General features: G+C 53.3%; 21 protein-coding genes. 5 read left to right on the top strand and 16 right to left on the bottom strand.

What is annotated here, in order from left to right; translation table 11 throughout:
* The 7 genes from GX030_06170 to GX030_06140 form a co-directional block, all read right to left on the bottom strand.
* Window positions 1-866 (bottom strand): tyrosine-type recombinase/integrase (locus tag GX030_06170; protein NLV91962.1); only part of this gene is annotated, 866 nt, incomplete at its 3' end.
* A gap of 266 nt (window positions 867-1,132) precedes the next feature.
* Complete coding sequence (locus tag GX030_06165) at window positions 1,133-1,333, bottom strand: hypothetical protein (GenBank protein ID NLV91961.1); 201 nt, start codon at window positions 1,331-1,333, stop codon at window positions 1,133-1,135.
* A gap of 282 nt (window positions 1,334-1,615) precedes the next feature.
* Window positions 1,616-2,893: an FAD-dependent oxidoreductase gene (locus GX030_06160; protein ID NLV91960.1), complete on the bottom strand. Its 1,278-nt coding sequence runs from the start codon at window positions 2,891-2,893 to the stop codon at window positions 1,616-1,618.
* Between the two features lie 86 nt (window positions 2,894-2,979).
* Window positions 2,980-4,257 (bottom strand): FAD-dependent oxidoreductase, encoded by a 1,278-nt coding sequence (locus GX030_06155; GenBank protein ID NLV91959.1) that lies wholly within the window; start codon window positions 4,255-4,257, stop codon window positions 2,980-2,982.
* Window positions 4,258-4,559: 302 nt separating this feature from the next.
* Complete coding sequence (locus GX030_06150; protein ID NLV91958.1) at window positions 4,560-6,029, bottom strand: alpha-L-arabinofuranosidase; 1,470 nt, start codon at window positions 6,027-6,029, stop codon at window positions 4,560-4,562.
* Between the two features lie 147 nt (window positions 6,030-6,176).
* On the bottom strand, window positions 6,177-7,013 hold the full coding sequence (locus GX030_06145; GenBank protein ID NLV91957.1) for a glycerophosphodiester phosphodiesterase family protein: 837 nt from the start codon (window positions 7,011-7,013) through the stop codon (window positions 6,177-6,179).
* Between the two features lie 27 nt (window positions 7,014-7,040).
* Window positions 7,041-7,853, bottom strand: a complete 813-nt coding sequence (locus GX030_06140; protein NLV91956.1) for a sugar phosphate isomerase/epimerase — start codon at window positions 7,851-7,853, stop codon at window positions 7,041-7,043.
* A gap of 215 nt (window positions 7,854-8,068) precedes the next feature.
* Here GX030_06140 and GX030_06135 point away from each other — a divergent pair, with 215 nt between their 5' ends.
* Window positions 8,069-8,902 (top strand): diguanylate cyclase, encoded by an 834-nt coding sequence (locus GX030_06135; protein NLV91955.1) that lies wholly within the window; start codon window positions 8,069-8,071, stop codon window positions 8,900-8,902.
* Window positions 8,903-8,994: 92 nt separating this feature from the next.
* Here the strand turns inward: GX030_06135 and GX030_06130 are convergent, their stop codons facing one another.
* On the bottom strand, window positions 8,995-10,032 hold the full coding sequence (locus tag GX030_06130; GenBank protein NLV91954.1) for an SIS domain-containing protein: 1,038 nt from the start codon (window positions 10,030-10,032) through the stop codon (window positions 8,995-8,997).
* Window positions 10,023-10,964: a carbohydrate kinase family protein gene (locus GX030_06125; GenBank protein ID NLV91953.1), complete on the bottom strand. Its 942-nt coding sequence runs from the start codon at window positions 10,962-10,964 to the stop codon at window positions 10,023-10,025. Before GX030_06125 ends, GX030_06130 begins: the two co-directional genes overlap by 10 nt.
* A 188-nt stretch (window positions 10,965-11,152) precedes the next feature.
* Between GX030_06125 and GX030_06120 the strand changes: the two genes are divergently transcribed.
* Window positions 11,153-12,022 carry a class II fructose-bisphosphate aldolase gene (locus tag GX030_06120; protein ID NLV91952.1) on the top strand — a complete coding sequence of 290 codons (870 nt, stop codon included), beginning with the start codon at window positions 11,153-11,155 and terminating at the stop codon, window positions 12,020-12,022.
* 6 nt (window positions 12,023-12,028) lie between these two features.
* On the opposite strand, the gene GX030_06115 is transcribed toward GX030_06120, so the two are convergent.
* Both GX030_06115 and GX030_06110 read right to left on the bottom strand, forming a co-directional pair.
* A complete protein-coding gene (locus tag GX030_06115; GenBank protein NLV91951.1) occupies window positions 12,029-13,066 on the bottom strand; it encodes an amidohydrolase family protein in 1,038 nt (345 codons plus the stop codon).
* Window positions 13,067-13,151: 85 nt separating this feature from the next.
* On the bottom strand, window positions 13,152-14,189 hold the full coding sequence (locus tag GX030_06110; protein ID NLV91950.1) for an amidohydrolase: 1,038 nt from the start codon (window positions 14,187-14,189) through the stop codon (window positions 13,152-13,154).
* A 558-nt stretch (window positions 14,190-14,747) separates the two neighbouring features.
* Here GX030_06110 and GX030_06105 point away from each other — a divergent pair.
* Together GX030_06105 and GX030_06100 are read left to right on the top strand one after the other, a co-directional pair.
* Window positions 14,748-16,280, top strand: a complete 1,533-nt coding sequence (locus GX030_06105; protein NLV91949.1) for a DUF1538 domain-containing protein — start codon at window positions 14,748-14,750, stop codon at window positions 16,278-16,280.
* A 77-nt stretch (window positions 16,281-16,357) separates the two neighbouring features.
* Complete coding sequence (locus GX030_06100; protein NLV91948.1) at window positions 16,358-17,077, top strand: P-II family nitrogen regulator; 720 nt, start codon at window positions 16,358-16,360, stop codon at window positions 17,075-17,077.
* A 133-nt stretch (window positions 17,078-17,210) separates the two neighbouring features.
* Here the strand turns inward: GX030_06100 and GX030_06095 are convergent, their stop codons facing one another.
* The 3 genes from GX030_06095 to GX030_06085 form a co-directional block, all read right to left on the bottom strand.
* The gene (locus tag GX030_06095) at window positions 17,211-18,347 is read right to left on the bottom strand and encodes a DUF3626 domain-containing protein (protein ID NLV91947.1); all 1,137 of its coding nucleotides are present in this window, start codon (window positions 18,345-18,347) and stop codon (window positions 17,211-17,213) included.
* 146 nt (window positions 18,348-18,493) lie between these two features.
* Window positions 18,494-20,350 (bottom strand): methyl-accepting chemotaxis protein, encoded by a 1,857-nt coding sequence (locus tag GX030_06090; protein NLV91946.1) that lies wholly within the window; start codon window positions 20,348-20,350, stop codon window positions 18,494-18,496.
* 283 nt (window positions 20,351-20,633) lie between these two features.
* On the bottom strand, window positions 20,634-22,550 hold the full coding sequence (locus tag GX030_06085; GenBank protein ID NLV91945.1) for a hypothetical protein: 1,917 nt from the start codon (window positions 22,548-22,550) through the stop codon (window positions 20,634-20,636).
* Window positions 22,551-22,854: 304 nt separating this feature from the next.
* Here GX030_06085 and GX030_06080 point away from each other — a divergent pair, with 304 nt between their 5' ends.
* Window positions 22,855-24,714, top strand: a complete 1,860-nt coding sequence (locus GX030_06080; protein NLV91944.1) for a methyl-accepting chemotaxis protein — start codon at window positions 22,855-22,857, stop codon at window positions 24,712-24,714.
* 48 nt (window positions 24,715-24,762) lie between these two features.
* On the opposite strand, the gene GX030_06075 is transcribed toward GX030_06080, so the two are convergent.
* Together GX030_06075 and GX030_06070 are read right to left on the bottom strand one after the other, a co-directional pair.
* Window positions 24,763-25,350, bottom strand: a complete 588-nt coding sequence (locus tag GX030_06075) for a dipicolinate synthase subunit B (GenBank protein NLV91943.1) — start codon at window positions 25,348-25,350, stop codon at window positions 24,763-24,765.
* Window positions 25,351-25,469: 119 nt separating this feature from the next.
* Complete coding sequence (locus tag GX030_06070; GenBank protein ID NLV91942.1) at window positions 25,470-25,832, bottom strand: VOC family protein; 363 nt, start codon at window positions 25,830-25,832, stop codon at window positions 25,470-25,472.

Here is a 25,832-nt window from a genome sequence, read left to right as displayed (position 1 = left end):
GTGTAGATCTGGGTTGTCGAGATGCTGCTGTGACCGGCAATCTCCTGGACCGTTCGGATGTCAACACCTGCTTGCATCAGTAGGGTGAAACAGGTGTGGCGCAGTTTGTGGGGGGTTAAGTTCTTCTTTTTCAGAGGGGATCTATCTACCGCGGTCTGAAAGATATAACGCAGTCCATTGGGTTGCAGCGGATGTCGTTTGTTGCTTAGAAAGAGGATATCCGTTGGCACTGCTGGATCCCTAACCACAAGATACTCCTTTAGGGCCTTAATCGTCCGCTCCGTCAAGGGAACAAGGCGCTCCTTCCGTCCCTTTCCTAACAGGCGTACCGTTTGTCCTGTGAAGTCTATGTCCGGTACAGTGATGGACAGCAACTCTGCAAATCTACAGCCACACTGTAGAAACATCAGGAATATGGCGTAGTCTCGTGTCGGATACAGGCTGTTTTCCTGCACCGACTCCAGCAGCTGCTCCGCCTCTTCCAAGGTAAGATAAACGGGCAGCAGCTTCTGCTGCCGAAGAGACCCTACGGCAGCCACAGGACTTTGGTCAATGTCCCACTCCTCGTTGTCCGTCAAGAAGCGATATAGGGAGCGAAGGGCACAGAGTTTCCGGTTAATAGTCCTGGTCTGATTCTGCCGCTCATTTCTCAGATAGGCTAGGAAACTGCGAATTTCACTCCGTTTGACACTTCCTAAGTCGACAACCTCCGGCGATACTCCCCGGCTTTGCCCAAGATAACGAAGGAACATTCTCAGATCCTTGCGATAGCCGTCAATGGTACCGGGACTGGAATTGCGCTCAATCTCCAAGTACATCAAAAAGTCTTCTACTGCCGGATGCTCTAAGCGAACCTTATCAGCCATATTATGCCCTCCAGTACTCTAGGGCATCTGGCTGGCAATCATGGAGCCGATTCGATATCCTCTTTCGTTAAAGGGGCAAAAGCTCCTTTGCGTCTCTATGGATCGGCCATGAACCCCCGCAGGAAGACAGTATCTTTTTGTCCCCTAGTACGAGAAGGGGGCGAATTGCGGTAGGCAGAAAAGAAACAGCCCCTTACAGATAGGGTAAGAGGCTACCGAAGAAATTACTTGAAGGGTTGGCTGGAAAACCTGTAACTACCCCTAATCTAACGCATAGCGCTCGATGAATAGCCTGCATGCTTAGGAATCTTCTTGCCGACTATTTTCCGAGCTCTCTTAACAATCCGGCGCCGCTCCTGATCAAATTCGTTATCTCTCAGCAAGGCTTCAATGAACTCTTCCGCTCCTATCCGCCCAGTACGGTATTTCCGATTCAATGATTCTTGTCTAGCTCTCAGAGTTCCCATTAGTTGCAACCTCCCTCCGACCAGAGCTCTCGCTCATCTTACCATCCAGATAAAATAATCCCATTTTTGTCAGGAATGCGACAAGACCTTCAACAATCCTCGGCGATTCTAAGGTTCTGGGTAGATTCGTTTTCCCGGTATCAATATGCCTCTGAGATTCTGATCTGATATCCTTTCACCCATCCTTTGCCGCAGTGATTGCCATTAACGTGTGTATCTTTCAGGAATAGCCGGAAAATCGACTAGTGGTTCAAGCGCTGTGTCGGCCCACTCTCATTTTCCCTACACTTCATAACCCCTAGCCTTCATCTCCGAGGAGACCAGGCTGCCGTCTATCTCTGCTAGGGTCTTCTGGGAACTGGCTGCTACGGCAGCAGCGTATCCGATGGCTTCTCCCGTAGGTACTGCATTTCCCGTTACCCTGTAAGACGCGTGAGCATAGAAATCACCGCTGATGCACCGACCGGCCATTCCCAGGTTATCAAAGGCTGCCGAGACCAGACTGCGGTAGGGAATATGATAGGGCTTAACCTTAATGCCCTCATTGTCACACCCTAGCTGGGAGTCAGCATCTAGGGCGTGAATGTCAACACCAAATCTCACTGTACAGACTCCATCCTCAAAGCGCCGTCCTTCCGTGATATCCTCAACGGACAGGTAGTACCTACCCTTGATCCGCCGGCCTTCCCGAAGTCCAATAAAGGACGGTGTCGCCGCCAGGCGCAGGTCTTTCCAACCGGCCCGCTCCCGGAGAATATCGATGGCATCGCCGTTCTCCTTCCGAGCCCGTAAAGTGGCCTGGGTAAGGCTCTCGGCGGAGTCGAATCTCACATTAAACTCATGGTTCACCGAGAACATATACAGTTCTGGATAGGGCAGCTGGTTGATACTAGCCGCGTTGTTTTTACTGCTGATCTCAAGGCCAAGCTCCCGCATGAACTCATAGAACTTCGGCTTCTGCATTACGTCCCCGGCATCCTCCGGCACTCCAGTGACAATGGCCAACATTGTCGCGGGCTGCAGCTTCCCGCTTACCGGATGACCGGCTTCCCACTCACATCCTGCCCGAGCGGCAAAGTCCCCGTGCCCGGTGCAGTCAATCATAATTTTGGCTGCATAGGCACTGCGACCTTCACAGTTCTCAACGATGACACCCTTGAGCTGACCATCGGCGATCATCGCCTGCACAACCCGAGTATGATACAAAAGATCAACGTCAGCTTCCAGGCACAACTCTTCAAGGAGAAGCTTCATCGCCTCACCGGCAATTAGGAAGTTATGGGGATGAGTGCGGGGTTTGGGTAGAACCGCACCCCTTTCCGCCAGCTTTCCTTTGATCTCCAGCAGCAGTCCACCTTTACCCTCGACATCGAGTACCAACCCGGCCATTCCTTGAGTCCAGATACCACCGAGACACCCGCCGACCTCCAAAAGCAAAGTGCGAGCTCCCTGTCTGGCGGCAGAGACCGCGGCACTCACGCCGGCCGGACCTCCTCCACAGACAATCACGTCATATTCAGCTTTGATATCAATTTCCCGAGCTTCTTCCAGCCACTTCATCCTTTGAACCCTCCGCGTCCTGTCTGTGTTCCGTTGGTCACTCATCCTCTTTCGCTCAATAGGGGTAGGCTCCTTTGCCCCCCTGTCTATATGGCATATCCCCGGGCTTTCATTTCCTCGGAGACTCGACAACCGTCTAGTTCAGCTAAGGTTCTTTGGGTTCTGACTGCCACGGCAGCAGCATAGCCGATGGCCTCTCCCATAGGCACTGCATTTCCCGTCATCCGGTAGGAGGAGTGGGCGTAGAAATCTCCACTGATGCACCGCCCGGCCATCCCCAGGTTATCAAAGGCTGCTGAGACCAGACTGCGATAGGGAATATGATAGGGCTTAGTCTTAATCCCTTCAGTCCCCGCGCCTACCGTTGCGCTGGCATCCAGGGCGTGAACATCAACGCCGGCCCGCACGGTACACACCCCATCGACAAAGCGGCGTCCTGCTATGATATCCTCAACGGACAGATAGTACCTGCCCCTAATCCGCCTACCTTCCCGAAGTCCAATTAGAGACGGTGTTGCCGCCAGGCGCAGGTCCTTCCAACCGACCCGCTCCCGGAGAACCTCGATGGCATCGCAGAGCTCCCTCCGGGCCCGTAAAGTTGCCTGGGTAATACTTTGGGCGGAGTCGAATCTCACATTAAACTCGTGGTTAACCGAGAACATATACAGCTCTGGATAGGGCAATTGGTTGATGCTCGGCGCATTGTCCTTGCTGCTGGGCTCAAAGCCCAACTCCTGCAGGAACTCGTAAAACACCCTCCCCTTCATCACCTCGGCGGCATCCTCCGGCACTCCAGTGACAATGCCCAACATCGTTGCCGGCTGGAGCTTTCCACTTACGGGATGACCGGATTCCCACTCACATCCTGCCCGAGCGGCAAACTCCCCGTTTCCGGTACAGTCAAGCAAAATCTTGGCTGCATAAGCACTGCGCCCTTCGCAGTTCTCAAGGATGGCGCCTTTCAGCTGACCATCGACGATCATCGCCTGCACAACCCGAGTATGATACAAAAGATCAACGTCAGCTTCCAGGCACAACTCCTCAAGGAGCAGTTTCATCGCTTCGCCGGCAATTAAGAAGTTATGGGGATGAGTGCGGGGTTTAGGTAAAATCGCATTCCTTTCGGCTAGCTTTCCTTTGATCTCCCGCAGCAGCCCACCCTTCCCCTCAACATCCAAGACCAACCCGGCCATTCCTTGAGTCCAGATCCCCCCGAGGCATCCGCCGACCTCCAAAAGCAAAGTCCGGGCTCCCTGTCTGGCAGCAGAGACTGCCGCACTTACCCCGGCTGGCCCGCCTCCACAGACAATCACGTCATACTCAGCCTTGACATCGATTTCCCGAGCATCCTCTACCCATTTCATTTTCCGATCCCCTCCGCATCTTAGCTGTGTACCCTAGATCACGCATCCTCTTTCGTTCTATTGCAGCAAGCTCCTTTACACTCCTGAGAACTCATCGTAAATCTCGACCAGCCCAAAGGAGCCCCCCATGGCTAGTTGAGTTGCCACTCTGTGTCCCTTTCTCGCTCCAAAGGAAAAGGGCAAAGGAATGGATGCTGTGTTAGCATCCATCCTTTGCCCCAGTGATTGGCATCTGATGTATCTTTCTTCAAGGAAAGGCCGGCACCTAGGCTAGTGCCCTAGGCCGTGGCGTTAGTTTATTTTCATTCCTTTGGCTTGATCTCTAGCTCCAGAACTGTGACCGACGCCCCGGGGAAGGTCCAGTTTATCAGGTCTCCTGGGTTGACCCTTGTCTCTTCTGGAGCGAAGGTGTCTCTTCTTTCAGAATCGACATAGGCGTCAATTCCAGGAGCGATGGTATAGGCGCAGCCGCCGACTACTTCATGACCCTCGATACTGATATCCACGGTATTGGCCCGATGGAGATCCCCATTGATCACATGGAGATACAGCCGGTTATCGGTTCTGCTGATGGCCATATCCAGACCCTTTAAGTCGCTGGGTACCGCGACTCCGTATTCTCCGATATGTTTTCTATAGAAGGTACAGATAATCCCCACGGGCATCAGGTACATCCGCTGCATGGGACTGCCCAGCATCACAGCATTGACGGTCCAGCGGTTTCCGAAGAAGTCTGCCAAGGTGGCGATTTTCACCATGTCGCCGTGGCGTTGATAGAGATTGAGCACCTTAGCATGGTACAATCCCGCGAGCCACTCATGGAGTAGGAAACAGGTGTTGTGAGGCTTCAGGGATAGATGCCCCTCGGTGATGGCAATCTTGGCGTCGGAGCCCTTCTCTTCAATGATGGCTTCCAGCTCCAAGAGCCGGGGCTCAAGGATATCGTAGATTTCCAACAGCTCTGCCCAGGCCCGATCCCGATCCTTCATGTACTCCATTCCCGTAAGAATGGTATCCTCCCGTCGCGGACCCTGGCACATCATATGGGCTGCCACATAGTCCACCTGATCACCGGCAATATCCAAAAGCTCCGGGGCCCACCAGGCATCCCGATTTCCTTCTTTACATCCCCACCCAATTAACTTAATCTCAGGATCCACCTGCCGCATCGCCTTAGCGTACTTCACAAACTCCTTAGCACTTTCCTCACTGGTAAAGCGATGGCCCGCCTTGGGATAGGAGGTTTCGTTCCCCACTTGCCAGAAGCGAATCCCCCAAGGCTCGCTCTTGCCGTTGACTTTGCGCAGGTCATCATCGGGGTCGTTGCAGTAGCGAACTAAGGCCGCAGCTTCCTCGGGGGTACCGGCTCTGTTCTCTCCTCGAACGGTGTTGATATACTCGGGACGACCATCCGCGGAGAAGTTTACGCCCAGCAGGGGCTCTGCACCTACTTGCTCACAGAAATCCATGTACTCATGGAGTCCCACCTGGTTGCTCTCCAGACCACCCCAGAGGTAGTTGATCATGGGAATCCGCCGGTCTCTTGGGCCAATTCCCTCCCGCCACTTCCAGAAACTGGTGAGAATGCCGCCCCAGCGAATCATTGATGGGGACAGCTCTTTGATTACTTCAATAAACTCCGGCTTCCATTGGTCTCGTTGAAAGTCCCAAGCGGCCTCAACAGAGGAATCCGTGGTGCCCAACGGCTCCATGAACTGCATAAACAAGTACGGGGACAGTTCATACATAGGCTTAGGATCAATTCGGATCATGTTGTCATCCTCCCAAGTCTTGATAAAGTCCTTGCAATGTTGAGATGCCATCACTTGATACCCGATGTTGGTAACAACAGTAAAGCCCACTTCCTTGGGGCTTGGACTCAGGAGGAAATCCCAGCCTAGAAGTGGGCAAAGTTGTTGCTAGCGGCGATACAGTCTGCCGGTTTCCTTGAGGTATTGGACACAGGCCAGTACCCAGTCCGTTTGGATGAAGTCGAAGTTGCGGTCCGCCAGCCATCCCCAGCCGTTGGCGGGATCGTTAATCAGGGACTCATCGTCGGAGTGCCCGGCCGCCAACACTGCTTTGTAGTCATAGACGATGGCGTTGGACCAGGCCAGCTTGCCGTCCCGATGAAGCATAGCGATGTACTCTTCCGAGGCCACTTCGGAGTCCTCGGTGGTAAAGAGTAATTCTGAACCGATATAATTGATATTTCTCCTTTGCAGATATTCGTGAATACCCTGATCCTCGCTGATAATCGGCATAAAGGGAATATCGGGAGCGTAGTCCTCCACCATGTCTAGGATTTCCGGTTTTGGCGAGGATTTAAGCAGAATCTGATCCTGGATGTTGTGCCTTTTAATCTTCTCGATGATCAGCTCGGGACAGTCCCAGAACTTATCCACATTAATGAAGCAGCGTCCCTTGAAGTGTTCAAAGACCTCATCCAGGGTGTTGAGTCCAATATCCGTTGGAGTGTCGTCGATGTTGACGTACCGCAGCTTCTTGATCTCCGCTGCCGTCATGGTGCGGATATCAACATCCCCGTTGAGATGGGCCCGCTCCATCTTAGGGTGAAAGATAAAAAGTTCATCGTCGGCGCTTTTCGTCACATCGATTTCAATCATATCCGCGCCGTGCTTAAGGGCAATGTCATAGGCAGCAAGGTTATTGCAGGGAATATTACCGCCAAATACTCCCCGGTGCGCCACGATGATAATCTTCTCCTGGGCCAGTTCTTGCAAGGTCCCCTTCATCTTCATTCTCCTTTATCCTTCATATTGTCATAATCCCATGAGCTTCTTGTAGTTGGCCGCCACATGCTCCGGCGTTGAGGTCTCGCGATCGGCCAGCTCGTAGTTAAAGGTCCCAGAATAACCCACTTCCTCCAGGGCGGAAATTAGCTCTTCCCAATCGATGAGACCTTCTCCCGGGAGCAGGTGCCGCTCATCGATAAAGTCGTAGTCAGAGACATGTAAGGTAACGATTTTATCGCCTACGGCCCGGATGTACTCCACATTGGATTCGATCAGGCTGTGGTTGGTATCAAAGCAAACCCGCAGGTTGGGTATCGCCTCTAGGATGCGGAGCATCTCATCACTGGTACGGCAGATACAGGTGCGAGGTAGGTTTTCCACGGCCAAGGTCATTCCCAGGGCATCGGCGATGGCAGTAATCCGTGACAGAGTATCGATGGCAGAGGTAATTCTAATTTCCCGCTCCTCTTCCCGGTAGGGCTCGTTGGAGGGATGGATAACCGCGATTTTAATCCCCGCCTCGGCGGCAGCCCCGAGAAGCTTAGCACAATAGCGGACGGAATTGTCCCGTACCCTTGGATCGGGAGAACTGTTGTCGTAGGTGTCCTTCTCAGAAAAGGGAATATGTATCGAACGGATAGTTACACCGTACTCTCTAGCCAAGGCTGCAATCTCCTTGGAGCGGCGAAAAAAGTCCAGTTCCTCCTCAAAGTAGCGGTGGCTGGAGGAGGTCAGCTCCATATAGCGGATCCCCGCGGCTTGATACTCAGCCAGGATTGACTCCATGGAACCACTTAAGGAAGAAGAAAGACTAACGGGCCAGTCTTTACGCGACATCATGTGGCATCCCCTTTGCGCAGAAGAATTGGTATTTATCCCTTGTCTTCGCCGGGGACAGAAATTACCCTGCGGAATCGAGAAGGTGAAGTTCCCTACCCTTGACTGCCTTCTGCGCTGTCCCGATGCCGAAATGATAGACAAAATCAAGTATTTGGTAACCGATGATGATAGTATTTAATTGGACAAACCGGCAAAGGGAGGAAGGAGGGACTGCTGTGCAAAGCTTTCTCAGCTTAATCCTGGCAATCGAATACATCGAAGCCAACCTTACCAATCCCATTTCCCTTGAGGACATTGCCAGTGAGGCCTACATATCCCTGTCTCACCTGCACCGCATGTTCTCCCGGGTCTTTGGCTGTCCGTTGCGGGAATACATGACCAAACGTCGACTCTGCAGTGCCGCCCACGAACTGGTCCACTCTGACATTACCATCACTGATTTGGCCTTCAAATACCAGTACGGTAGTGTAGAGAGTTTCTCTCGAGCCTTTCGGAAGCAATTTCTCGTCTCTCCCTCGGCCTTTCGCCAGGCCAACCGGTTCACTGAGCTGTATCCCAGGATCATCCTGAAACATCCAAGGAAAGGGGACGGTAAGATGACACCAATACCCAAGTATGACCTAACGGAGCTGAGTCAACGGATCGTTGCTGCCAAGGGAACCTACATTCTTGATGTGGATATCGACAATCTGATGCGAATTAATGAAGAGCTGGGCCGGGGAGCAGGGGATGTGGCCATCGCAGAAACGGCAGCTCGCATCGAAAGAAGCGTTTCCCCAGGCACTGCCTTCTTCCGGATCAGTGCCGACGAGTTCATCGTCATCACCGAAAGGGAGGATCTAGCCAGCGCCGAAGCCATCGCCCAGAAGATCCTATCCCACTCCGACGATCCCGTCACCTGGAATGACACCACCTTCACCTTCTCCGCCAGCGTCGGCATCGCCAAGATCCCCACGGACATCAAGGAATCCACCCCGGCAGTGGAATTGGTGCAGGAGGCGATGTATCAAGCCAAGCAGACCGATCGCAATACCTACAAAGTGATCTAGAGTCCAAGGAACCCTTGATATACCAAAGGGAGGAAGCCCGTTAAGACACATAACGGGCTTCCTCCCTTATATCCCCCTTACTATCTAACGAACTACCCCAGCTTGATCCAAGGTTCCAGACCCGACGGGCGATCGGGATCGACGCCCCGTTCCAGGGCTTTGTAATAGGAAATGGCCTGGGGAATGAAGATAAAGGGTATGCCGTTCACCGCGAAGTTGTGGTAGCTGGGAATGGTGACGGACCAATTGGCGTCCCAGAGATTGTCCTCTTGAGCGCTAATGGTCACCACCTTAGCACCCCGTCCCCGAAGATCCGCAACCAGTCTCCTTTGTTGGGTGATCTCCGCCGGGGAGCAGAACATGATGACCAATGTACTGTCATCCACCAAAACCATGGGACCGTGCCGGACATCCAGCACATGGTGATAGGTTCCCGGCAGTTGCGCGATCTCCGTCACGGCAATGGCTGCTTCGTCGGCGATGCCCTCCAGCTCAGAGTCGGCAAGGACAACGGCTTTAGTCCAATCCTGGGCAGCTATCTCCTTGGCTAAGGGAGTGTACTTTTCCATATACTCGTTACCAACGGTGATGGCGCTGTTAATCTCCGAGAGCAACCCATCGTCCTCGGCGATAATCCCCAAGAGCATCAAGTTAGCGGTATAAAGGTTAGTCACCGTTCTCGTCTGGCAGACACTTTCGTCAAAGGCCCAGGGAATCTCCAGGCACAAATCTGCTATTTCCCCCAAAGGCGATCCTTCCTTGGCCGCGATCCCCAGGGTCTTTACCCCCAAGGCCTTGGCCTTCTCCACCGCCATCACCACTTCACTGGTTCCTCCAGAACGGGAAGGGGCCACCAACAAGGTGCCTTCGATCATATTCCTGTACTGATCGAAGTTAATCAGCAGGTCCCCCGCAGCCATACCGTAGCCTGGAATCCCCAAGCGCAGGCTGGCGGAGACGGCTCCAGACCGACACAGACAGTAACCGGAACCACAGCCGATGAAGGTGATACTCCTAGGCGCATAGCTGGCATAGAAGTCCCGGATTGCATCGGCCTGATCCCGCAGATAATCATATGTACAGCGCAGCGCGTCATACTGGTTATAAATTTCCCCTTCAATTAAGTACATTTCCCAGCCTCCTTGGCAATAAATTCCCGCACCGCCTCGGCACTGTCAAAACCCGAGGCCCCGCCGATGTTGGCAGCACACAGGGCTCCACAGGCATTACCCCAGACCAGGGCTTCCCGCAGGGACAACCCATTTAAGCGAGCAAAGATAAACCCGGCGTCAAAGGAATCCCCGGCTCCCGTGGTATCGGCCACTTCAATAGTAAAGCCGGGAACGTAGATAAACTCATCTCCCTGCTGCAGGGCCGCTCCCTTGCTGCCTAATTTCACTGCAATAGTGGGTACCCTATCCTTCAAGCTTTCTAGACCCCTGCGATAATCCGAGGTCTTGGTGATGGCTATCAGCTCCCTTTCATTGGGAAGAAAGTAGTCCACTAAGGGAAGCACCTCTAGAATATTGGCCTCAAACTTCCCCGCGGGATCATCTCCGGTGTCCAAGGAGATGGTTAGTCCCCGCTCCTTTGCCCGCTGCAATAGGCGAGTAATCCCCCTTTGCAAACTGGTTTGCAGGTAATAGGAGCTGATGTGCATATGATCATATCCGTCCAGCATCTCATCGGTGACGTCACTTTCCTGCAAGCGGCTGATGCACCCAAGATAAGTAATCAGCATCCGATCCTGGGGATAGCTCAGGGACACCGTCACCCCAGTACCACTTTCCCTGTCTTCAATGAGTAAACTGGTGTCAACCCCAATTTCCTGCAGCCGTTCCCGGCAAAACTCTCCCAAGGTATCCCCGCCGATGCGAGCCACTAAAGAGACCTCCGCTCCCAAACGGCTCAGCTGGGCCGCGAAAATTGCGGTGGAACTGCCCAGATGCATTTCAAAGACCCCGGCCACCCGCTCCTGCCCAAACTCCGGCAATCCCTGTACCTGAGACAGGATCAGATCGGGATTAAGCTCACCGGCGGCCAGTACCCGCAGTTTTCCCATGGATATCCTCCTCTCCTTTTCCCTTGCCTCAAGGCTCACTCCCTAGCCCTCAGGTCCTACACCCACCGAGGAAGGAAAGCTGTCGTGGTATGCATATTGCCAGCAACATCCAACCGTGGTAGAGTATGGTTGACGAAAGCGTCAGAATTTTTCTAGTACACAAAAGACACCGACAGGAGGACTGGATCATGCCCCTAGTGACCGTCAAGGAACTACTGACCCCCCAGCCCCAAGGCTGGGCCATCGGCGCCTTTAATGTCCATAACCTCGAGGACGTCCAAGCGGTGGTTTGGGCGGCAGAGGCCCTCAAGGCACCGGTAATTCTCCAGGCCTCCCAAAGTGCCCTCACCCATGCCGATCCAGCCTATATCAGCGGTATCGTCCATGCCGCGGCCAAACTCACCGACCTCCCCATCGCCCTTCAGTTAGACCACGGCCGCAGCTATGCACTGGCCCTAGACTGTATGCGCAAGGGCTTCACCTCGGTGATGATCGACGGCTCGGCCCTTCCCTACGAGGAGAATGTCGCCCTTACTCGGAGGGTAGTGGAAGCCGCTCGCCACTACGGAGTCTCCGTGGAAGGAGAGCTGGGCATCGTCGGCGGCAAGGAAGACGACATCTCCGTGAGGGAGGATCAGGCTGTCCTCACTGATCCAGAGCAAGCCCGAGACTTTATCGAAAGGACGGGAATCGACATCTTTGCTCCCGCCATCGGCACCGCCCACGGCCTGTACAAGGGAACTCCCCGAATCGATTTTGATCGGCTCCAGGCGATTCGCTCCCAGGTAGACGTTCCCCTGGTGCTCCACGGCGGCTCTGACCTGCCGGAATCCGTCATCAAGCGGGTCATCGCCCTGGGGGTAACTAAGATCAACGTAGGCACCGATCTGAAGTACGCCATCACCGACGGAATCAAAGAGTTTATCAAGGCTAACCCCGAGGAGTTTGAGCCCCGCAAGGTCTTTGGCGCGGCTCGGGCCAAGGGTCAGCAGCTGGTCACGGAAAAGATCAAGCTCTTTGGATCTGAAGGTAAGGCCCAGATCATCGCTGCCAGCTAGGAAACATCAATCGGCAGCGATCATCGGCTCCAGCTCCGGAACCAGCTTAATGGCATTCCTGTAGTAGATTTTCTCCAGCACCTCATCGGGCAGATCCACTCCATAGATCTTCCACCGTCCCTGCCGACATACCGGGGCGTAATCGAAGTATTCATCCTTAGTCTCCAGGAAGCGGTAGTAATAGGGGTAGATGGTGTGGCCTCCTGGGAAAAGGTCCGTCGCAAAGAGGAACCGGTCCTGATACTTTATCAAGAATTCTCTGGCGGTATAGGGCTGCCGGCCCAGTTCCGCCAATCGTGCCGCCATGTCCACATACATATTGGGAAAGCGGTCTAACTGCTCAGCGACCCATCCCAGGTTTTCTGCCGCGGAGCCCACATGGGCGATGACAAAAATGGTATCGGGATTCTTAGCCAAGAGGTTTTGCTGCTGCTCCATTAACTCTTCGTAGGTAAAAAGCCCTTCCTTATAAAAGGACCATTCTGGACGCAGAGATAATTCCTCAAACCTTTCATTGGTTCCATCTACCGGACGGAAGAAGGCAATGGGATCCGCGATGTGAATTAGTACCGGGATGCAAAGTTCCGCCGCGGTGTCCCAGATCGGCTGCAGCCGGTCATCGTCCGCGGGGATATAGTTACCGCTTTTGTCCTTTTCTTCAAGGCTCAAGGACTTAAAGAACTTAATGCCCCGGATTCCCTTTTCATAGGAGCGGCGCAGGGTGCCCGCGACGTATTCGGGCCAATCAGGATCGTCCAGCCGGGAAATGTCGACATTACCGAAGGTGACCATGCGGTGGGAGTAATCCTTGGTATATTCCAGCACTTGGTCCAGCCGCTCTCCCCAAAAGCCATCGAGATTGACCACTGCCTTGACCCCTGCCTGATCCAGACCCTTCATGGCCTCGTCCAGGTCATAGGTTCTTCCTCCCACCCCAAAATGGGTATGAAAATCGATGACGGGAAACCTCGGTTTCGGCACTTCGTGTACCGGAACCACCAGTTCACTCCTGGGTTGAAACTCACTGAGGTAAATATCCTCCACTTAGCCCACTCCTCTCCAGGGTAGATCTCACAGAGGTTCAGACTGACAGCCCTACCTTCCCGCCTGGGTAAATACAGCTTTCTCCCTAGTCCTCACCCACCAGTTTGAAGAAGTTGTCCCGGTAAAGCTGCTTGAGAACATCCTCCGGGAGGTTAATACCGAATACCCGCCAATCCCCTTGGAATTTGTGGCTGTCGGCGATGTCAAAGTACTCATCATAGGTCTCAAAGAACCTCCAGTGGAGGCGATACATTCTCTCTAAGGGTTGGCCCATGGCATTACCATCGGTCCCAAAGAGGATGCGATCAGCGTTTTTGATAAAAAACTCCCGGGCGGTATAGGGTTGTCGACCCAACTCGCTTAATCTGGCCGAACAATCGACATAGAGATTGGGGAATTGATCCAGCCACTGCTGCAGCAATGCCAGATTCTCGGGCATACTGGCCATATGGGCGGCAATGAACTGGGTTCCGGGGTGACGGGCCAGCACCCGATTGCGCTGCTCCAATAGCTCTGCCTTGGTTGGATACTCTTCCTTCATAAAGAGCCATTCTGGATGGTCGGCTAGTTCCTTGAGCCGCTCGTTGTGTTTATCCAGGGGGGTGAAAAAGGCCGTTGGGTCGGCGGTATGCATCAACACTGGAATCCCCAGCTCACCGCACCGGGCCCACACTGGATCTAGCTTCGGGGTATCGATGGGCAGATACTTACCATCCTTGGTCTTGACGCCAAGCCCCAGTTCTTTGAAGATCTTCAGGCCCCTTGCTCCCCTTCGGACGCTGTCCTCCAGCTGAGCCACAGTTTGGTCGGGCCAATCCGGTTCATCAATCCCCTCCCAGTCGATGTGACAAAAGACATAGAAACGGCCAGGATATGGGCTATAGGCCTTAACTTTTTCCTCCAAAGCCTCTCCCCACCCGCCGTCAAGGTCCACCACCGCCTCCACGTTGCACTCGTCCATCGCCTCTACGTAATCGGCAATGGCCTTGGGATCCTTGGCCAACCGCCGCAGGTGGTTGTGGCCATCGATGGCTGGGAACTTGGCTTTATCTACCTCCGTTACCTTGGTGACCAGCTGTGGTCTTGGATCGTAGTCCAGCACCGAAATCTCCCTGGGATCCATGGTCCTACCCCCTTCGATCATAGGCTGAGGCCCCGATAGCTCACGGGCCAGCTATCGGGGATTTTCACCCTAACCCTTCCCTGCGGTTCAGAATATTCCTTGTTTCTTTTATTTACCGACAACTTTACCGATGAGCATCCCGTGGTTTGTACCTGAGAAAGGGGTGGCAGTGCAGTCAGGCCCTTTGCGATAAGGGCTTTGAGAAGTAGGTTGGAAGGTTGCGTCTGCGGTGGGTAAAAGGGGCATATCCCCGGGAAGTAAAGGAAAGGATGGTGACAGAAGAGTCGGCAAGGGAGAGTGGAATAAACTCCCAGTCTTGGCAAGGTGGCCAAATCCATGATACACTAGCAGAGTGGAGTATCAGAGCCAAATTTAAGGACTTTACCTTCGGCCTGGGATTACTCCGAATTGGCGCGTCTTCTATCCCTTGATGGCCAAAGATATCCCATTGCGGGTTTAGCTTTAGTGCCAGGTGTTCTATTTCCCTTCTTTATTTATACAGCACCCTTTTGGCATCATATCCGGAGTTGATAAGTAAACAGGAGTTGAGGTGGTTAAATGTTAGAGTTGTTAATGGAAAAGTTCAAGGAATCATCCATGTCAGTTATTCCCATCATTATCCTCGTTTTGCTGTTGCATTTTACCATCGCACCGATGCCCTTCACGAGTCTGATGTTGTTTTTGTTCAGTGCCGTCATGGTGATTTTGGGCATCGCCTTGTTTAACCTCGGTGTCGATATTTCGCTGATTCCCATCGGTGAACATGTTGGTGCTGGGTTGGTGAAGAGCAGAAAGCTCTTCTTGATTTTGGCTTTGACCTTTGTCATTGGCGTCTTTATTACCGCAGCAGAACCCGATCTGATTGTCTTGGCAGGCCAGATCAACGGCATCGCTGACTCGACTATTATCATCGGGGTCTCTATCGGTGTAGGCCTGGCCTTAGTGGCCGCGCTACTCCGCATCCTGTATCAGTTCCCCCTCTCCTATCTCTTAATTGGTTGTTATCTCGTAGCCTTTATCCTTTCTCAGTTTACGCACACAAACTTTCTCTCCATTTCTTGGGAGTCCGGTGCAGTAACGACAGGTCCGATTATGGTCCCCTTTATCATGGCCTTTGGACTGGGATTGGCGTCGGTGCGGGGTGACAAAGCTCAGGAAGAGGATAGCTTTGGACTAATCGCCATGTGTCTCATTGGTCCAATTATCACCCTCTTGATTTTAGGGATGTTCTTTTCCCCTTCCGGCGGCAGTGCTTTGGATATCCCCAATATTCAGTCCCTCTCTGACATAACCAGCTTATTTGTTTCCAGTCTGCCGGATTACTCTGCTCAGATAGCCATCGCTCTGTTTCCGATACTCTTGCTCTTTGCCATCTTTCAGGTTGTCACTTTGCGCTTGAGTATCAAAACGCTGTTGCAGATCGCGGTGGGAACTATATACACCTTTATCGGTCTGGTCTTATTCTTAACCAGCGTAAATATTGGTTTTATGCCCTCGGGCTATCTTCTAGGCAGTACGGTGATTGCCAACACCGGCTCTTGGGTGGTAATATTAATAGGATTCGTTATGGGATACCTAGTAGTGTCGGCAGAACCGGCGGTATTCGTCCTAAAAAGACAAGTGGAGGAAGTTACTGCCGGAGCTATTTCCGCCAAGGCCATGGGACTGGGACTTTCCGTCGGTGTAGGAATCTCAGTGGCCTTGGCTATGATCCGGGTGGTTACCGGCCTATCCCTGTTGTGGTTTGTCATCCCCGGGTACGTGCTGGCCCTGGCCTTGACCGCGGTGGTTCCCCGTCTCTTCACCTCCATCGCCTTTGACTCCGGTGCCGTAGCCTCGGGTCCCTTGGCAGCAACCTTTATGCTTCCCTTTGCCATTGGAGCCAGCGAAACCATCGCCGGCAACGTCTACGCCGACGCCTTCGGAATTGTGGCCCTGGTAGCGATGTTCCCGGTGATTACCCTGCAGTTCTTCGGCGTGGCCTATACCCTTAGGTCCCGGAAGGTTGCTAAAGAGATGGCCACACCCACCGAGGAGACCATTATTGACCTAGACTACTCGTCAAACCAGGCGGATATGGTGGGTGACTAGAAACGATAATAGTAGTAAAATGTGGACAGTGTTTCTAATACACGGTCCATTGGGTAACGTGAAATGGAGGACTACTAATGGTGGATTTTTCGGAGAGCAGACTAGAGGCTCTGATCACCATCTTGGATTATAGTTTGCATGATCGGTTAGAGGATACCTTCAAGGAGTGTAATATCCCCCTGACCATAGTGACCCCGGGACAGGGGTCTGCCAAGTCTGTTATCTACGAGATTCTGGGATACGGCGGACCGAGGAAAATTGTGGCCCTGAGTCTGCTAACCAACCACATGGCCAATCATGTGATGGAACAGTTAGACAAAAACCTCGATTTGAGTAAGCCAGGAACCGGGATCGCCTGTACTGTTAGTCTCAGCAGTGTCACCAGTACAGTGTCGACGCTCCTGCAAGAGGCCGATGAGAATATGGAAATGGGAAGTGAGGACATGTCTGTAGCACCCAAGGAACAGTACCATTTGATAGTCAGTGTCGTCAATACCGGTCACTTTGACCAGGTGATGGATGCTGCCAAGAGAGCCGGAGCAACGGGAGGTACCCTGGTTCATGCCCGTGGCCTCGGTTCCAAGGAGGCTATCAAGTACTTGGGAATCACCATCCAACCGGAAAAGGATCTGGTGTTAATCGTTGCCCCCCAAAAGCAGAAGCGAGCAATCATGGAAGCCATTACCGGGGAAGTTGGACTCACCACCGCGGGTAAGGGAATCTGCTTCTCTTTGCCGGTCAACAACATTATCGGATTGGGAACAAACCTGGAGAAGATCGAAGAGGCCTCGAAGTAACTCCTTCAGTCAGGAGATACATCCCGACATCCAGGCTGAATTCTAAGAATAGATATTTGTAGCTACAAGCCATCCGTAGCGTACTAATAAAAACAGCAGGCAGATTCTGCCTGCTGTTTTGTCTAGTTATTTGTTAAGCTCCACTGCCCTGCAGTGGTTCGCCGTACCTTACCAACACATGCCACAACAGCTTCAATTCCTGCAGTACCTCTCTGTAGGTGCCCCGATCACTCCAAGTCTCGGGGGATTGCTTCAACTGCATCGCGGCATCGCCGATCATTTTCGTTGTCAGATAACCCTCAGGGGCGATCCGCCTTGCCAAGGAGGGCATCGTCGGCCCCCGAAAATCCAGCGGCACGTCATCGGTTGCCATCGCAAAACCCATGTGCCACAGCAATTCTATATCGTAGCGGGAGCACAGCTCTTCCAGGGCTATTCCGGTATCGGTACCTTGAAAGGAAGGGTCCGCCACCAAGATGTCAACATCCCTGGCCAAAAGCACATCGCCGTGGACTTGGGCCTCGATGTAATGGTTTAAATTACGGCTGGCCCTGCCTGCTACCGGAGGGGGGAGGGGTTTTTCTAGGTTAGTCAACAGGTGGTTAATCAGCTTGGTTGGGGTCAAATCCTTGACCCCGATGGCAAAATCCCGAACAAATACTTCCACCAAAAGAGCAGCCATGATGTCATCGAATTCCGCAAAGGTCCCCTTTTCTGTGGGATCCTGATGGGAATCCAAATAGGTAAAGGTAGAGCGATGGGAGACCTCCGGCGACAGCAAGAAATAACAGGAACCAAATCTGGGTGCGGGTCCGTCGGGAGCACCGGTCAAATCCAAGGCTCCGTATTTGGGGCGCTCATGGTTTGGGCATTCCCCTTGATGATATGCCCCGCCAAAGATCTTCTTTTCCCACAGGTCCCTTGCTCCACCGGGATAGGCCGAAACACTGCCGTTGGAGAGTCCCGTCTCAAACTGGTTCCGATAAACTCCCTGTTCTAACAGCGCCTGGGCAACACTTTGCATCTTCCCAGTGGGTCGGTCGGGATGAAAGTGAAGGGCGACGCGGGCATGGGACTTGATCTTAGCCACCGTCTGCTCATAGGTCTTCCAAGAAATATTTGCCATCTGCAAAACTTCCCCGATAGCCTCCCGGGCCTGATCCCTTCGCTCCCGGGCATAGTTAGTGACATACTCCAGAGCCGCCTGCTGTGATCTAGTCAAGGATACCTTGCCTTCCTCCTTGGGCTCACGAGCAACTCCCTGCGAAATCCCTGCCACCTTTCTCCACCTCCCCACTGGACCTGACGACGGCTGTATCAATTAAGACTTACCGCTCAGCACACCATGAGAAGTAATAGAAGCAATCAGATGAAAGGATGGTGCTGGGCGGTAAGTGCTGGTCTATTGTTAATTACCTACTTCAGCTTAAACACCGCAGTCGCCGCCTGCAGCTTCTCAGCGATGACAGCCAGCTGTCCCGCGGCCTTTGCCACTTCTTCCAGGGAAGCTGATTGTTCCTCGGTACTGGCGGCTATTTGCTGGCTGCCGCTGCTGGCCTCTAGAATGCCGTCGGAGGTGACCCCGACATCTTCTGTTACTGTATCCACTAACCCCAGGATCTCCCGCAAATTGGTGCCGCTGTTTTGCACCACTTCCACCGTTTCGTCGGCTTCCTGGGCGCCTGCTGTCATGGCTTCTACCATGACGGCCGTCTTCCTTTGAATCTCCGTCAACAGCTCTTTGATCTGTTCACTGGCTTCCGTGGACTGCTCCGCCAACTGCCGGACTTCATCGGCCACCACGGCAAAACCCCGTCCCTGCTCACCGGCCCGAGCCGCCTCGATGGCTGCATTCAGAGCCAAGAGATTGGTTTGACCGGCGATGGCAGAGATCACTTCCACAATCCCAAGGATCTGCTTTGAATCTTCCCCTAAGCTGTTCATTTGATGGGAAAGTTCATTGACCGTGGCCCGCAACCCTTGGGTTCCTGAGATGGCGCCTTCCAGGGCGGAATGACCCGACGCGGCCTTTTCAGAAATATCCGCAGCGATGGTGGCCATTTCCTGGGCTTTGATGTCTAGGGTCTGCATCGTGGAAGCAAACTGATTGGAGGTTGCTGCCACCTCCTGCACCGCGGCTCCCGTCTGCTCCGTGGCCGAGGAGAGTTCTTGACTGGCATAGGCCACCTCCTGAGCAAAACCGACGACTTGGCCGATCATCGCCCCGAGACTAGCACTTAATTCATTGAGGGCCTGGTAGGCCTGTCCCACCTCGTATTTGGCCTTGGTATGAAACTGCTGGGAGAAATCCCCCTTAGCTACCTGTTGAATATGTCCCACTAGTTGGCTGATGGGGCGGCTGATCATATGGGAGAGGGCCACCAAGACGATGACCACGAAAACCAGAATAGCGGCTACCACCAGTAGGGCTCGGCGCAGCATTTGAGCCACCGGCTGATTCAGCTCGTCCCGCTCTCCCGTCACCCCCACACTCCAACCCGTGGTGGGAATGGGAGCATAGGCCAGGTAACGCTCCCCTCCATGGGTATACTCATCAAAACCGGAGTTTCCGGCGATCATCCTTCTGGCGATAAGATTAATCTCCTCGCTGCCCAAGGCTGCTGCGTTGGTGCCCACCATGTTTTCATCGGGGTGGGACACAAAGTCACCCTGGGAGTCCACTAGGAAGGAGTAACCGGTCTCGCCGAGCTTGAGATTGGCCAGGGTCTCCTGGACATAGTCGATGTAGATTAGCCCTCCGACTATCGCGATTACATCGGAGCGGTTATTTTTCACAGGAGCAACGGCCACGAGGATCTTCTTACCGGTGCGATCCTGGACCACGGGAGTGGTGGTGATGGCCCGTCTCCCCTGCAGTGCTGCCTGGAAGTAGTCCCGGGAGGCGATGTTGCCGGTATCGCCGTTGGTGACCACCATGTTCCCCCGCAGATCGACGATCATCAGTTCGGCAAGAAAGTCCACTTCATTCACAACCCGCCGCAGGTAAGCCAGTTGGGCATTGGTATCGCCGCTTTTTAGAACATCGGCCTGGGCTATACTGCCAACCTGATCTAAAACCGACTGCAGCCAATGCTCAATGGCTGCTGCCCCCGCCTCAACTCGGGCAACGGCGCCGGTGGCGATCTGAGTCTCTAGGCTTCGTTGAGAATCAGACACATTGAGAACCACCAGCCCGCCCAGGGCCACAATGGCTAAGGGAACTATCGACCAAAGAATCCTTCGCTGCAATGTTCCTGTGAAAAACTGTAACATTCCCTGTTCCTCCAATTCCTATGCTGTAATCCGTTACTGGCTGCTAGTGCCCTTGACACCGTCAAAACCACCGGAAAGGTCACTAGAGAAGGGAAACCTCCTGCTAAATCATAACATTCGACAATTCGGTAAACAATACCAATTCTGACCCAAGGACAATTTCGGGTCATATTCCCATTAGCCCATGACCAACTCCGATAGGGGGCCTATATTCACCAAAGCCCCAAGACTAGCGATCAAAAGCAGCGGGAGAGCATCGTTGCCTCCCGCTGCAGCAATTGGTCTAAATCTGAAATTGTCCCACCAGTGCCTGCAGCTGCTCCGACATGGCACTTAGGTTCTGGGCCGAGGTTGCGATGCTGTCAACGGAACTGGCCTGCTCCTCAGTAGCCGCGGCCATTTGCTGGCTGCCGGCACTAATCAGTTCCGTACCCTCGGATACCCGTTGAATCTGAGCGATCATCTCCTGGATTGACTCTACAATCTCCTTTAGGATCCTGCCGTTGTGAGTCACCACTTCCGCGCTGGACTCCGCCTGCTCCGTGACCTGGTTAATTCCCGTCACCGTTCTGGCCGTTTCCGCCTGAATGCTGCGAATCAGCTCGGTAATCTTAGTGGCGGAGGTTGCCGCTTGTTCCGCCAATTCCCGAACTTCCGCGGCCACCACAGCAAAGCCCCGACCGTGTTCTCCTGCCCGAGCAGCTTCGATAGCGGCATTCAAGGCCAAGAGATTAGTTTGGTCGGCAATACCGGTGATCACTTCCACTATTTGTCCAATCTCCTTGGATTGCTCGCCCAGGGTTTCAACGACCTCGGCGATGCCCACCATGGTATCCTTCAGTTCCCTAGTAGTGGCAACGGCCTCTTCCACCGAGTCGGTGCCTTGAGCAGCAGTGGCAGAGATGGCGCTCGCGGATTCTACCATTGCCTGGGCATTTTCGTGCATTGCTTGCACCGTTGAGGCAAACTCGTTGGCCGTTGAGGCCACTTCTTCGATGGAGGCACTGGTTTGCTCTGTAGCCGCCGATAATTCCTGGCTTGAGTTGGCAGTCTCCAGAGAAGCCTGGGTTACGTCATTGAGGATATTTCTAATAGACACCCGCATGCGCTCGGTAGCCTGGGCAATCTCTCCTAGCTCGTCGCCCTTGGCCAAGAGTTTTTCTGGAAGGTTTTTCGTCAGATCGCCGGAGGCGATGAGAGCCAAGTGAGCTTTGATTGCCTGGAGGACACCGGCGATCCCCAAGGAACTGCTAAGCAAGACGGTGCCCAGGATGACAAAGGCCACCAATCCGATCACGATGGTCATGTTCACGATTCTGTTGATGGCGGTATAGACTTCCTTCATGGAAAGACCGATATTCAGGGCCCCCACATGCCGACCATTGATGGTGACCGGCATCAACAGGTCGTAGACATTGGCATTTACCGGCTCATAGAAGTATTCCGAGGAATAGACGTTGCCCCTGACCGCGGCCTCGATACTTCCTTCATCGGAGACCTGAAGCCCAATCCGATCCTGGGAACTGTGGGCAGTGGCGATGAGATCGGGAGTGATGAAGAGAGCATACACAATCTCCTCTCCCGCGGCCAGCTCTTCCACTAGGTCCTGGAGACTAAATTCCCTTGTCAAACTCTCAACGGTATTAGCGAGGATTCCCACTTGGACAAAGGACCCGCCGCCGGCCTTGAGATAACCGTATTTGTAGTAGTTATCGGAGTCGGTATCCTTTCTAATCTCTTCTTCCACTAGGTACTGGGCATTACTCTGCATAAACTGTCGCACGGGATGCCCCGCGGGAGCCACCCAATTGAGGTACTCGCCGAAGGCAGAATGGGTGACCCGGCCTTCACTGTTATACCAATAAAGGACATTAACCCCAAAGGCCTCGGCCAATTGAGTGAGAAACTCGTTGCTGATTTGAGCTTGGTTATTGACCACCACTCTACCGGCGGTAAGCAGCTGGTCGCCAATCAGTTGATTAGCTGTATCAAGGGCCAATACGTTATCCTGTAGGCGAGATACAGCCTGTTCCACCAAATCGTAGCCACTTGACCGCATCTGATCTAACAGGCTTTCCCTGGTCAGATAAACAATGCCCCCGGCGATAGCTACAATCGCCACTGATAAGAGCAGCAAGGGAATAACCACTAGCTTGAATTTGATTGAGTTCAATCTGGCCAACTTCCTGGATTTCTCCACCGCTATTGCCCCCAAACATGAAAGGCCCCTTGGCAGAGCACCGCAAAGGGCCTCGACGTGATGATGGCGCTTTCTTGCCTATCTATTTAGAAATTTTTGCCTACGCCTAGTACATTTTTCTACAAATTCCCGCGAAAGTCAAGGCAAAGCGCCGCCCTTCCAAGGATTTCGACATATATCTATCCCAATGAGATCTCCATCCCCAACACCATCTCATGCCTGTCTTGACACCGGTAAAAGCCAATGAAACAATGTTCTTGGAATAAATTGCCTAATAATAACATCGATGGGTAGGAGAGCGCGAATGTTCAAAACAAGAAGCATTGCTACCAAAATCGCTATCTATGTAGGTGGATTAGTACTGGCAATATGTATCGGATTGGGGCTGTTAGCGTACAGAAATGGTGCTTCGGCGGTAATGGCCGAGGTTGAAACTGCCCTGCAGCTGCAGGCGGTAGAGGCTAGTCATTACCTAGAAAGCCGCTTTGAGACTCAACTGGCTATTCTGGAGACAATCGCCGCCAGGCCAGAGATGAAAGGCATGGACTGGCGCCAACAACGACCGATACTACAGACGGAGATCCAACGTCTGCCGGAGTTCCTCTCCTTTGGGGTAGTGGATAGAAATGGGACAGCGAGATACTATGACGGTTCCACCGCGCAGCTTGGGGATAGGGATTATATCATCAAGGCCCTTGGCGGTAAGTCCGCTGTCTCTGATGTGATTATCAGCCGGGTCACTAACAGCATGGTTTTGATGTATGCCGTTCCCATCAAGAATAACGGACAAGTGGTGGGAGTGCTGATTGGCCGAAGGGATGCATCAGCCTTAAGCGAGATCACCGATCGATTGGGCTTTGGGGACCATGGGTGGGCCCACGTCCTGGGTGTCGATGGCACAGTCTACGCCCATCCCAATCGCTCCTATGTATTAGAGCAAAGAAGCATCTTTGCCGATACTGGCCTAGCCACTGTCGGGCGAGCTCTTCGCCAACTGGGCTGGGGTAAGACTGGAGTTGTACGTTATTCCCTGGATGATGAAGTGCGGCTTACCGGCTTAGCCCCGGTGGCTTCCACCGGGTGGATGATTGGAATCGGCGCACTGGAAAGCGATGTGCTGGAGAACGTCAATCGCTTCCAAAGCTTTCTTCTTTGGGTTTCATTGATCTTTATTTCCTTAGGAATAGCCATAGCGGTAACGCTGGGAAGGCAAATTGCCCATCCCCTCCGCCAAACGCAGTTGGTCATCGAGGGAGTCGCCGGCGGGGATTTGACCAAGACCGTTACTGTCCGCTCCCAAGACGAAGTGGGCAAAGTGGCCGCGGCCTTGAATACAACTATTGACAGTATCCGAAGGATAATCGCCATGGTCACTAACACCACCGATGAACTGGCCAACGCCAGCGCGCAGATGGCAGCAGCCTCTCAGGAAGTTAGTGCCTCGGTAGAAGAGGTTGCCAGTACCACCAATGAGTTTTCCAGTACCTTGGAGACGATGAATGACAACGCCCAATCGGTGAGTCAAGTGGTGCAGGAAATCTCCAGTCAAGCCGCAGAGGGCGAAACCGCTATCTATGACATCGTTAACCAGATGGGCTCCCTGCGGGATAATACACAGCAGTTCGCTGAGGAAGTGCCCAACCTGGGGGCTCTCTCGGGAGAGATTGGGAATATCGTGGAGATGATCAGTGCCCTAGCGGAACAGACCAACCTACTGGCCTTAAATGCCGCCATTGAAGCGGCCCGAGCCGGGGAACACGGCCGCGGCTTTGCGGTGGTGGCAGAAGAGGTGCGAAAGCTAGCGGAACAGGCGGCAAGCTCCACAGGGGAAATTACTTCCCTCATTGGCCAGATTCAAGGGGTGATTGACTCCACTGTTACTGGGATGAAGGAAGGCGCCAGTCAAACGGAAAAGGCCCTAGACACGGTCAACAGAAGCGGGAAAATCCTACATGGTATCCTGGAAGCAGTCAATGGGATTGTTGAACAGGTGCAGGGAATCTCCTCCAGCCTGGAGCAAATTAATGTAGGTGGCCATGAGATCGCCAGTGCCACAGAGGAACAAGCGGCCTCCATGGCGCAGGTGGCCAGTTCCGCGCAAACCCTAACGGACCTGGGAAGCCAATTGCAGGAGTTGGTGGAACACTTCAAGCTGGAAGGTTAAGAGACAGACCTGATCAAAAAAGCAGAGCGAAACCGCTCTGCTTTTTTACTAGTGTTTTTCCAGAACAGGCTGGAGCTGTTCCTTCTTCAGTGCCTCTACTATCGTTGGGACCATCAGGTCAAAGCGAGCCACCAGTGAGTTGGGCTTACCAAAGGGGTCATCTTGTCCAAAGGGAATGAAATAGACGTTCTTGGTACTGAGCAAGATGCCGATATTTTTAGCACTGAGCCCAAGTCCGTCGTTGGTTGCAATTCCCAGTACTACCGGCCTATTATTGCGAAACATTTCCTTGGCCATCATCAGGATCGGGGTATCGGAATCGCCATCGGCCATCTTGGAGAGAGTGCTTCCGGTGGCGGGAGCGATGACCAACACGTCAAGGGGCTCGCCCTGCTTATTGACCAGCTCGGCATCTTCTATGGTCTTAATAACCTCGTTACCGGTGATCTCTTTCATCCGTTTCAGAAACTCCTCCGCGGTTCCATACCGGGAATTGGTTACCGCGGTGTGGTAGGAAACCAGAGGAATTACTGTAGCGCCTTCTGCCACTACTCTTTCGAGTTGGGGGAACACCTGATCAAAAACGCAATAGGCTCCGGTGAAGCCAAAACCGACTCTTAGGCCTTTTAACAGCATAGTCTGCCTCCCAACTTTGCTTGATGGTACCATCAATATTACCTGCGTTGGGAGAATGTGCACGTTCGACTAGGGGAACAGCCAGACCAGGAAGGCTGGCCTATGAGTCCAGGAAAACGTTACTCCTCCTCAGGATACCAGCGCAGCTGCACCGACACACCATCGGGATCGTAGACATAGAAGTACCGGGTTTCCGGATCGGGGTTTTGAATCGGGGAAGGATTCAACCCCTTGTCCTGCACTAATTTGTGCATTTCATCGAGCTTGTCCGTAGCAAAGCAAAGGAACATACCCTTGCCCTCAAAGCACTGCTGCTCAGGCCAAGAGATCAGCTCAATTTCCGTTGCCCCGGGGACATTACTCAAGAAAGCCACTTCCCCGGGACCGGATTTAAAGCGGCGAACCACCATCAGTTCCGTAACGGTTTCGTTGAATTCAATGGACTTCTCCAAATCCCTCACACGTAGGGCCAAGTGTTTGAT

The sequence above is a fragment of the Bacillota bacterium genome (genome assembly GCA_012727955.1).
Lineage (GTDB): Bacteria > Bacillota > Limnochordia > DTU087 > JAAYGB01 > JAAYGB01.
This window is presented reverse-complemented; position numbering and strand designations above follow the sequence as displayed.

Bases quoted from the DNA above. Each gene is read 5' to 3' on its own strand.
- GX030_06165 (NLV91961.1), bottom strand. From the start codon at position 1,333: ATGGGAACTCTGAGAGCTAGACAAGAATCATTGAATCGGAAATACCGT.
- GX030_06160 (NLV91960.1), bottom strand. From the start codon at position 2,893: ATGAAGTGGCTGGAAGAAGCTCGGGAAATTGATATCAAAGCTGAATAT.
- GX030_06155 (NLV91959.1), bottom strand. From the start codon at position 4,257: ATGAAATGGGTAGAGGATGCTCGGGAAATCGATGTCAAGGCTGAGTAT.
- GX030_06150 (NLV91958.1), bottom strand. From the start codon at position 6,029: ATGATCCGAATTGATCCTAAGCCTATGTATGAACTGTCCCCGTACTTG.
- GX030_06145 (NLV91957.1), bottom strand. From the start codon at position 7,013: ATGAAGGGGACCTTGCAAGAACTGGCCCAGGAGAAGATTATCATCGTG.
- GX030_06140 (NLV91956.1), bottom strand. From the start codon at position 7,853: ATGATGTCGCGTAAAGACTGGCCCGTTAGTCTTTCTTCTTCCTTAAGT.
- GX030_06130 (NLV91954.1), bottom strand. From the start codon at position 10,032: ATGTACTTAATTGAAGGGGAAATTTATAACCAGTATGACGCGCTGCGC.
- GX030_06125 (NLV91953.1), bottom strand. From the start codon at position 10,964: ATGGGAAAACTGCGGGTACTGGCCGCCGGTGAGCTTAATCCCGATCTG.
- GX030_06120 (NLV91952.1), top strand. From the start codon at position 11,153: ATGCCCCTAGTGACCGTCAAGGAACTACTGACCCCCCAGCCCCAAGGC.
- GX030_06110 (NLV91950.1), bottom strand. From the start codon at position 14,189: ATGGATCCCAGGGAGATTTCGGTGCTGGACTACGATCCAAGACCACAG.
- GX030_06105 (NLV91949.1), top strand. From the start codon at position 14,748: ATGTTAGAGTTGTTAATGGAAAAGTTCAAGGAATCATCCATGTCAGTT.
- GX030_06100 (NLV91948.1), top strand. From the start codon at position 16,358: ATGGTGGATTTTTCGGAGAGCAGACTAGAGGCTCTGATCACCATCTTG.
- GX030_06090 (NLV91946.1), bottom strand. From the start codon at position 20,350: ATGTTACAGTTTTTCACAGGAACATTGCAGCGAAGGATTCTTTGGTCG.
- GX030_06080 (NLV91944.1), top strand. From the start codon at position 22,855: ATGTTCAAAACAAGAAGCATTGCTACCAAAATCGCTATCTATGTAGGT.
- GX030_06075 (NLV91943.1), bottom strand. From the start codon at position 25,350: ATGCTGTTAAAAGGCCTAAGAGTCGGTTTTGGCTTCACCGGAGCCTAT.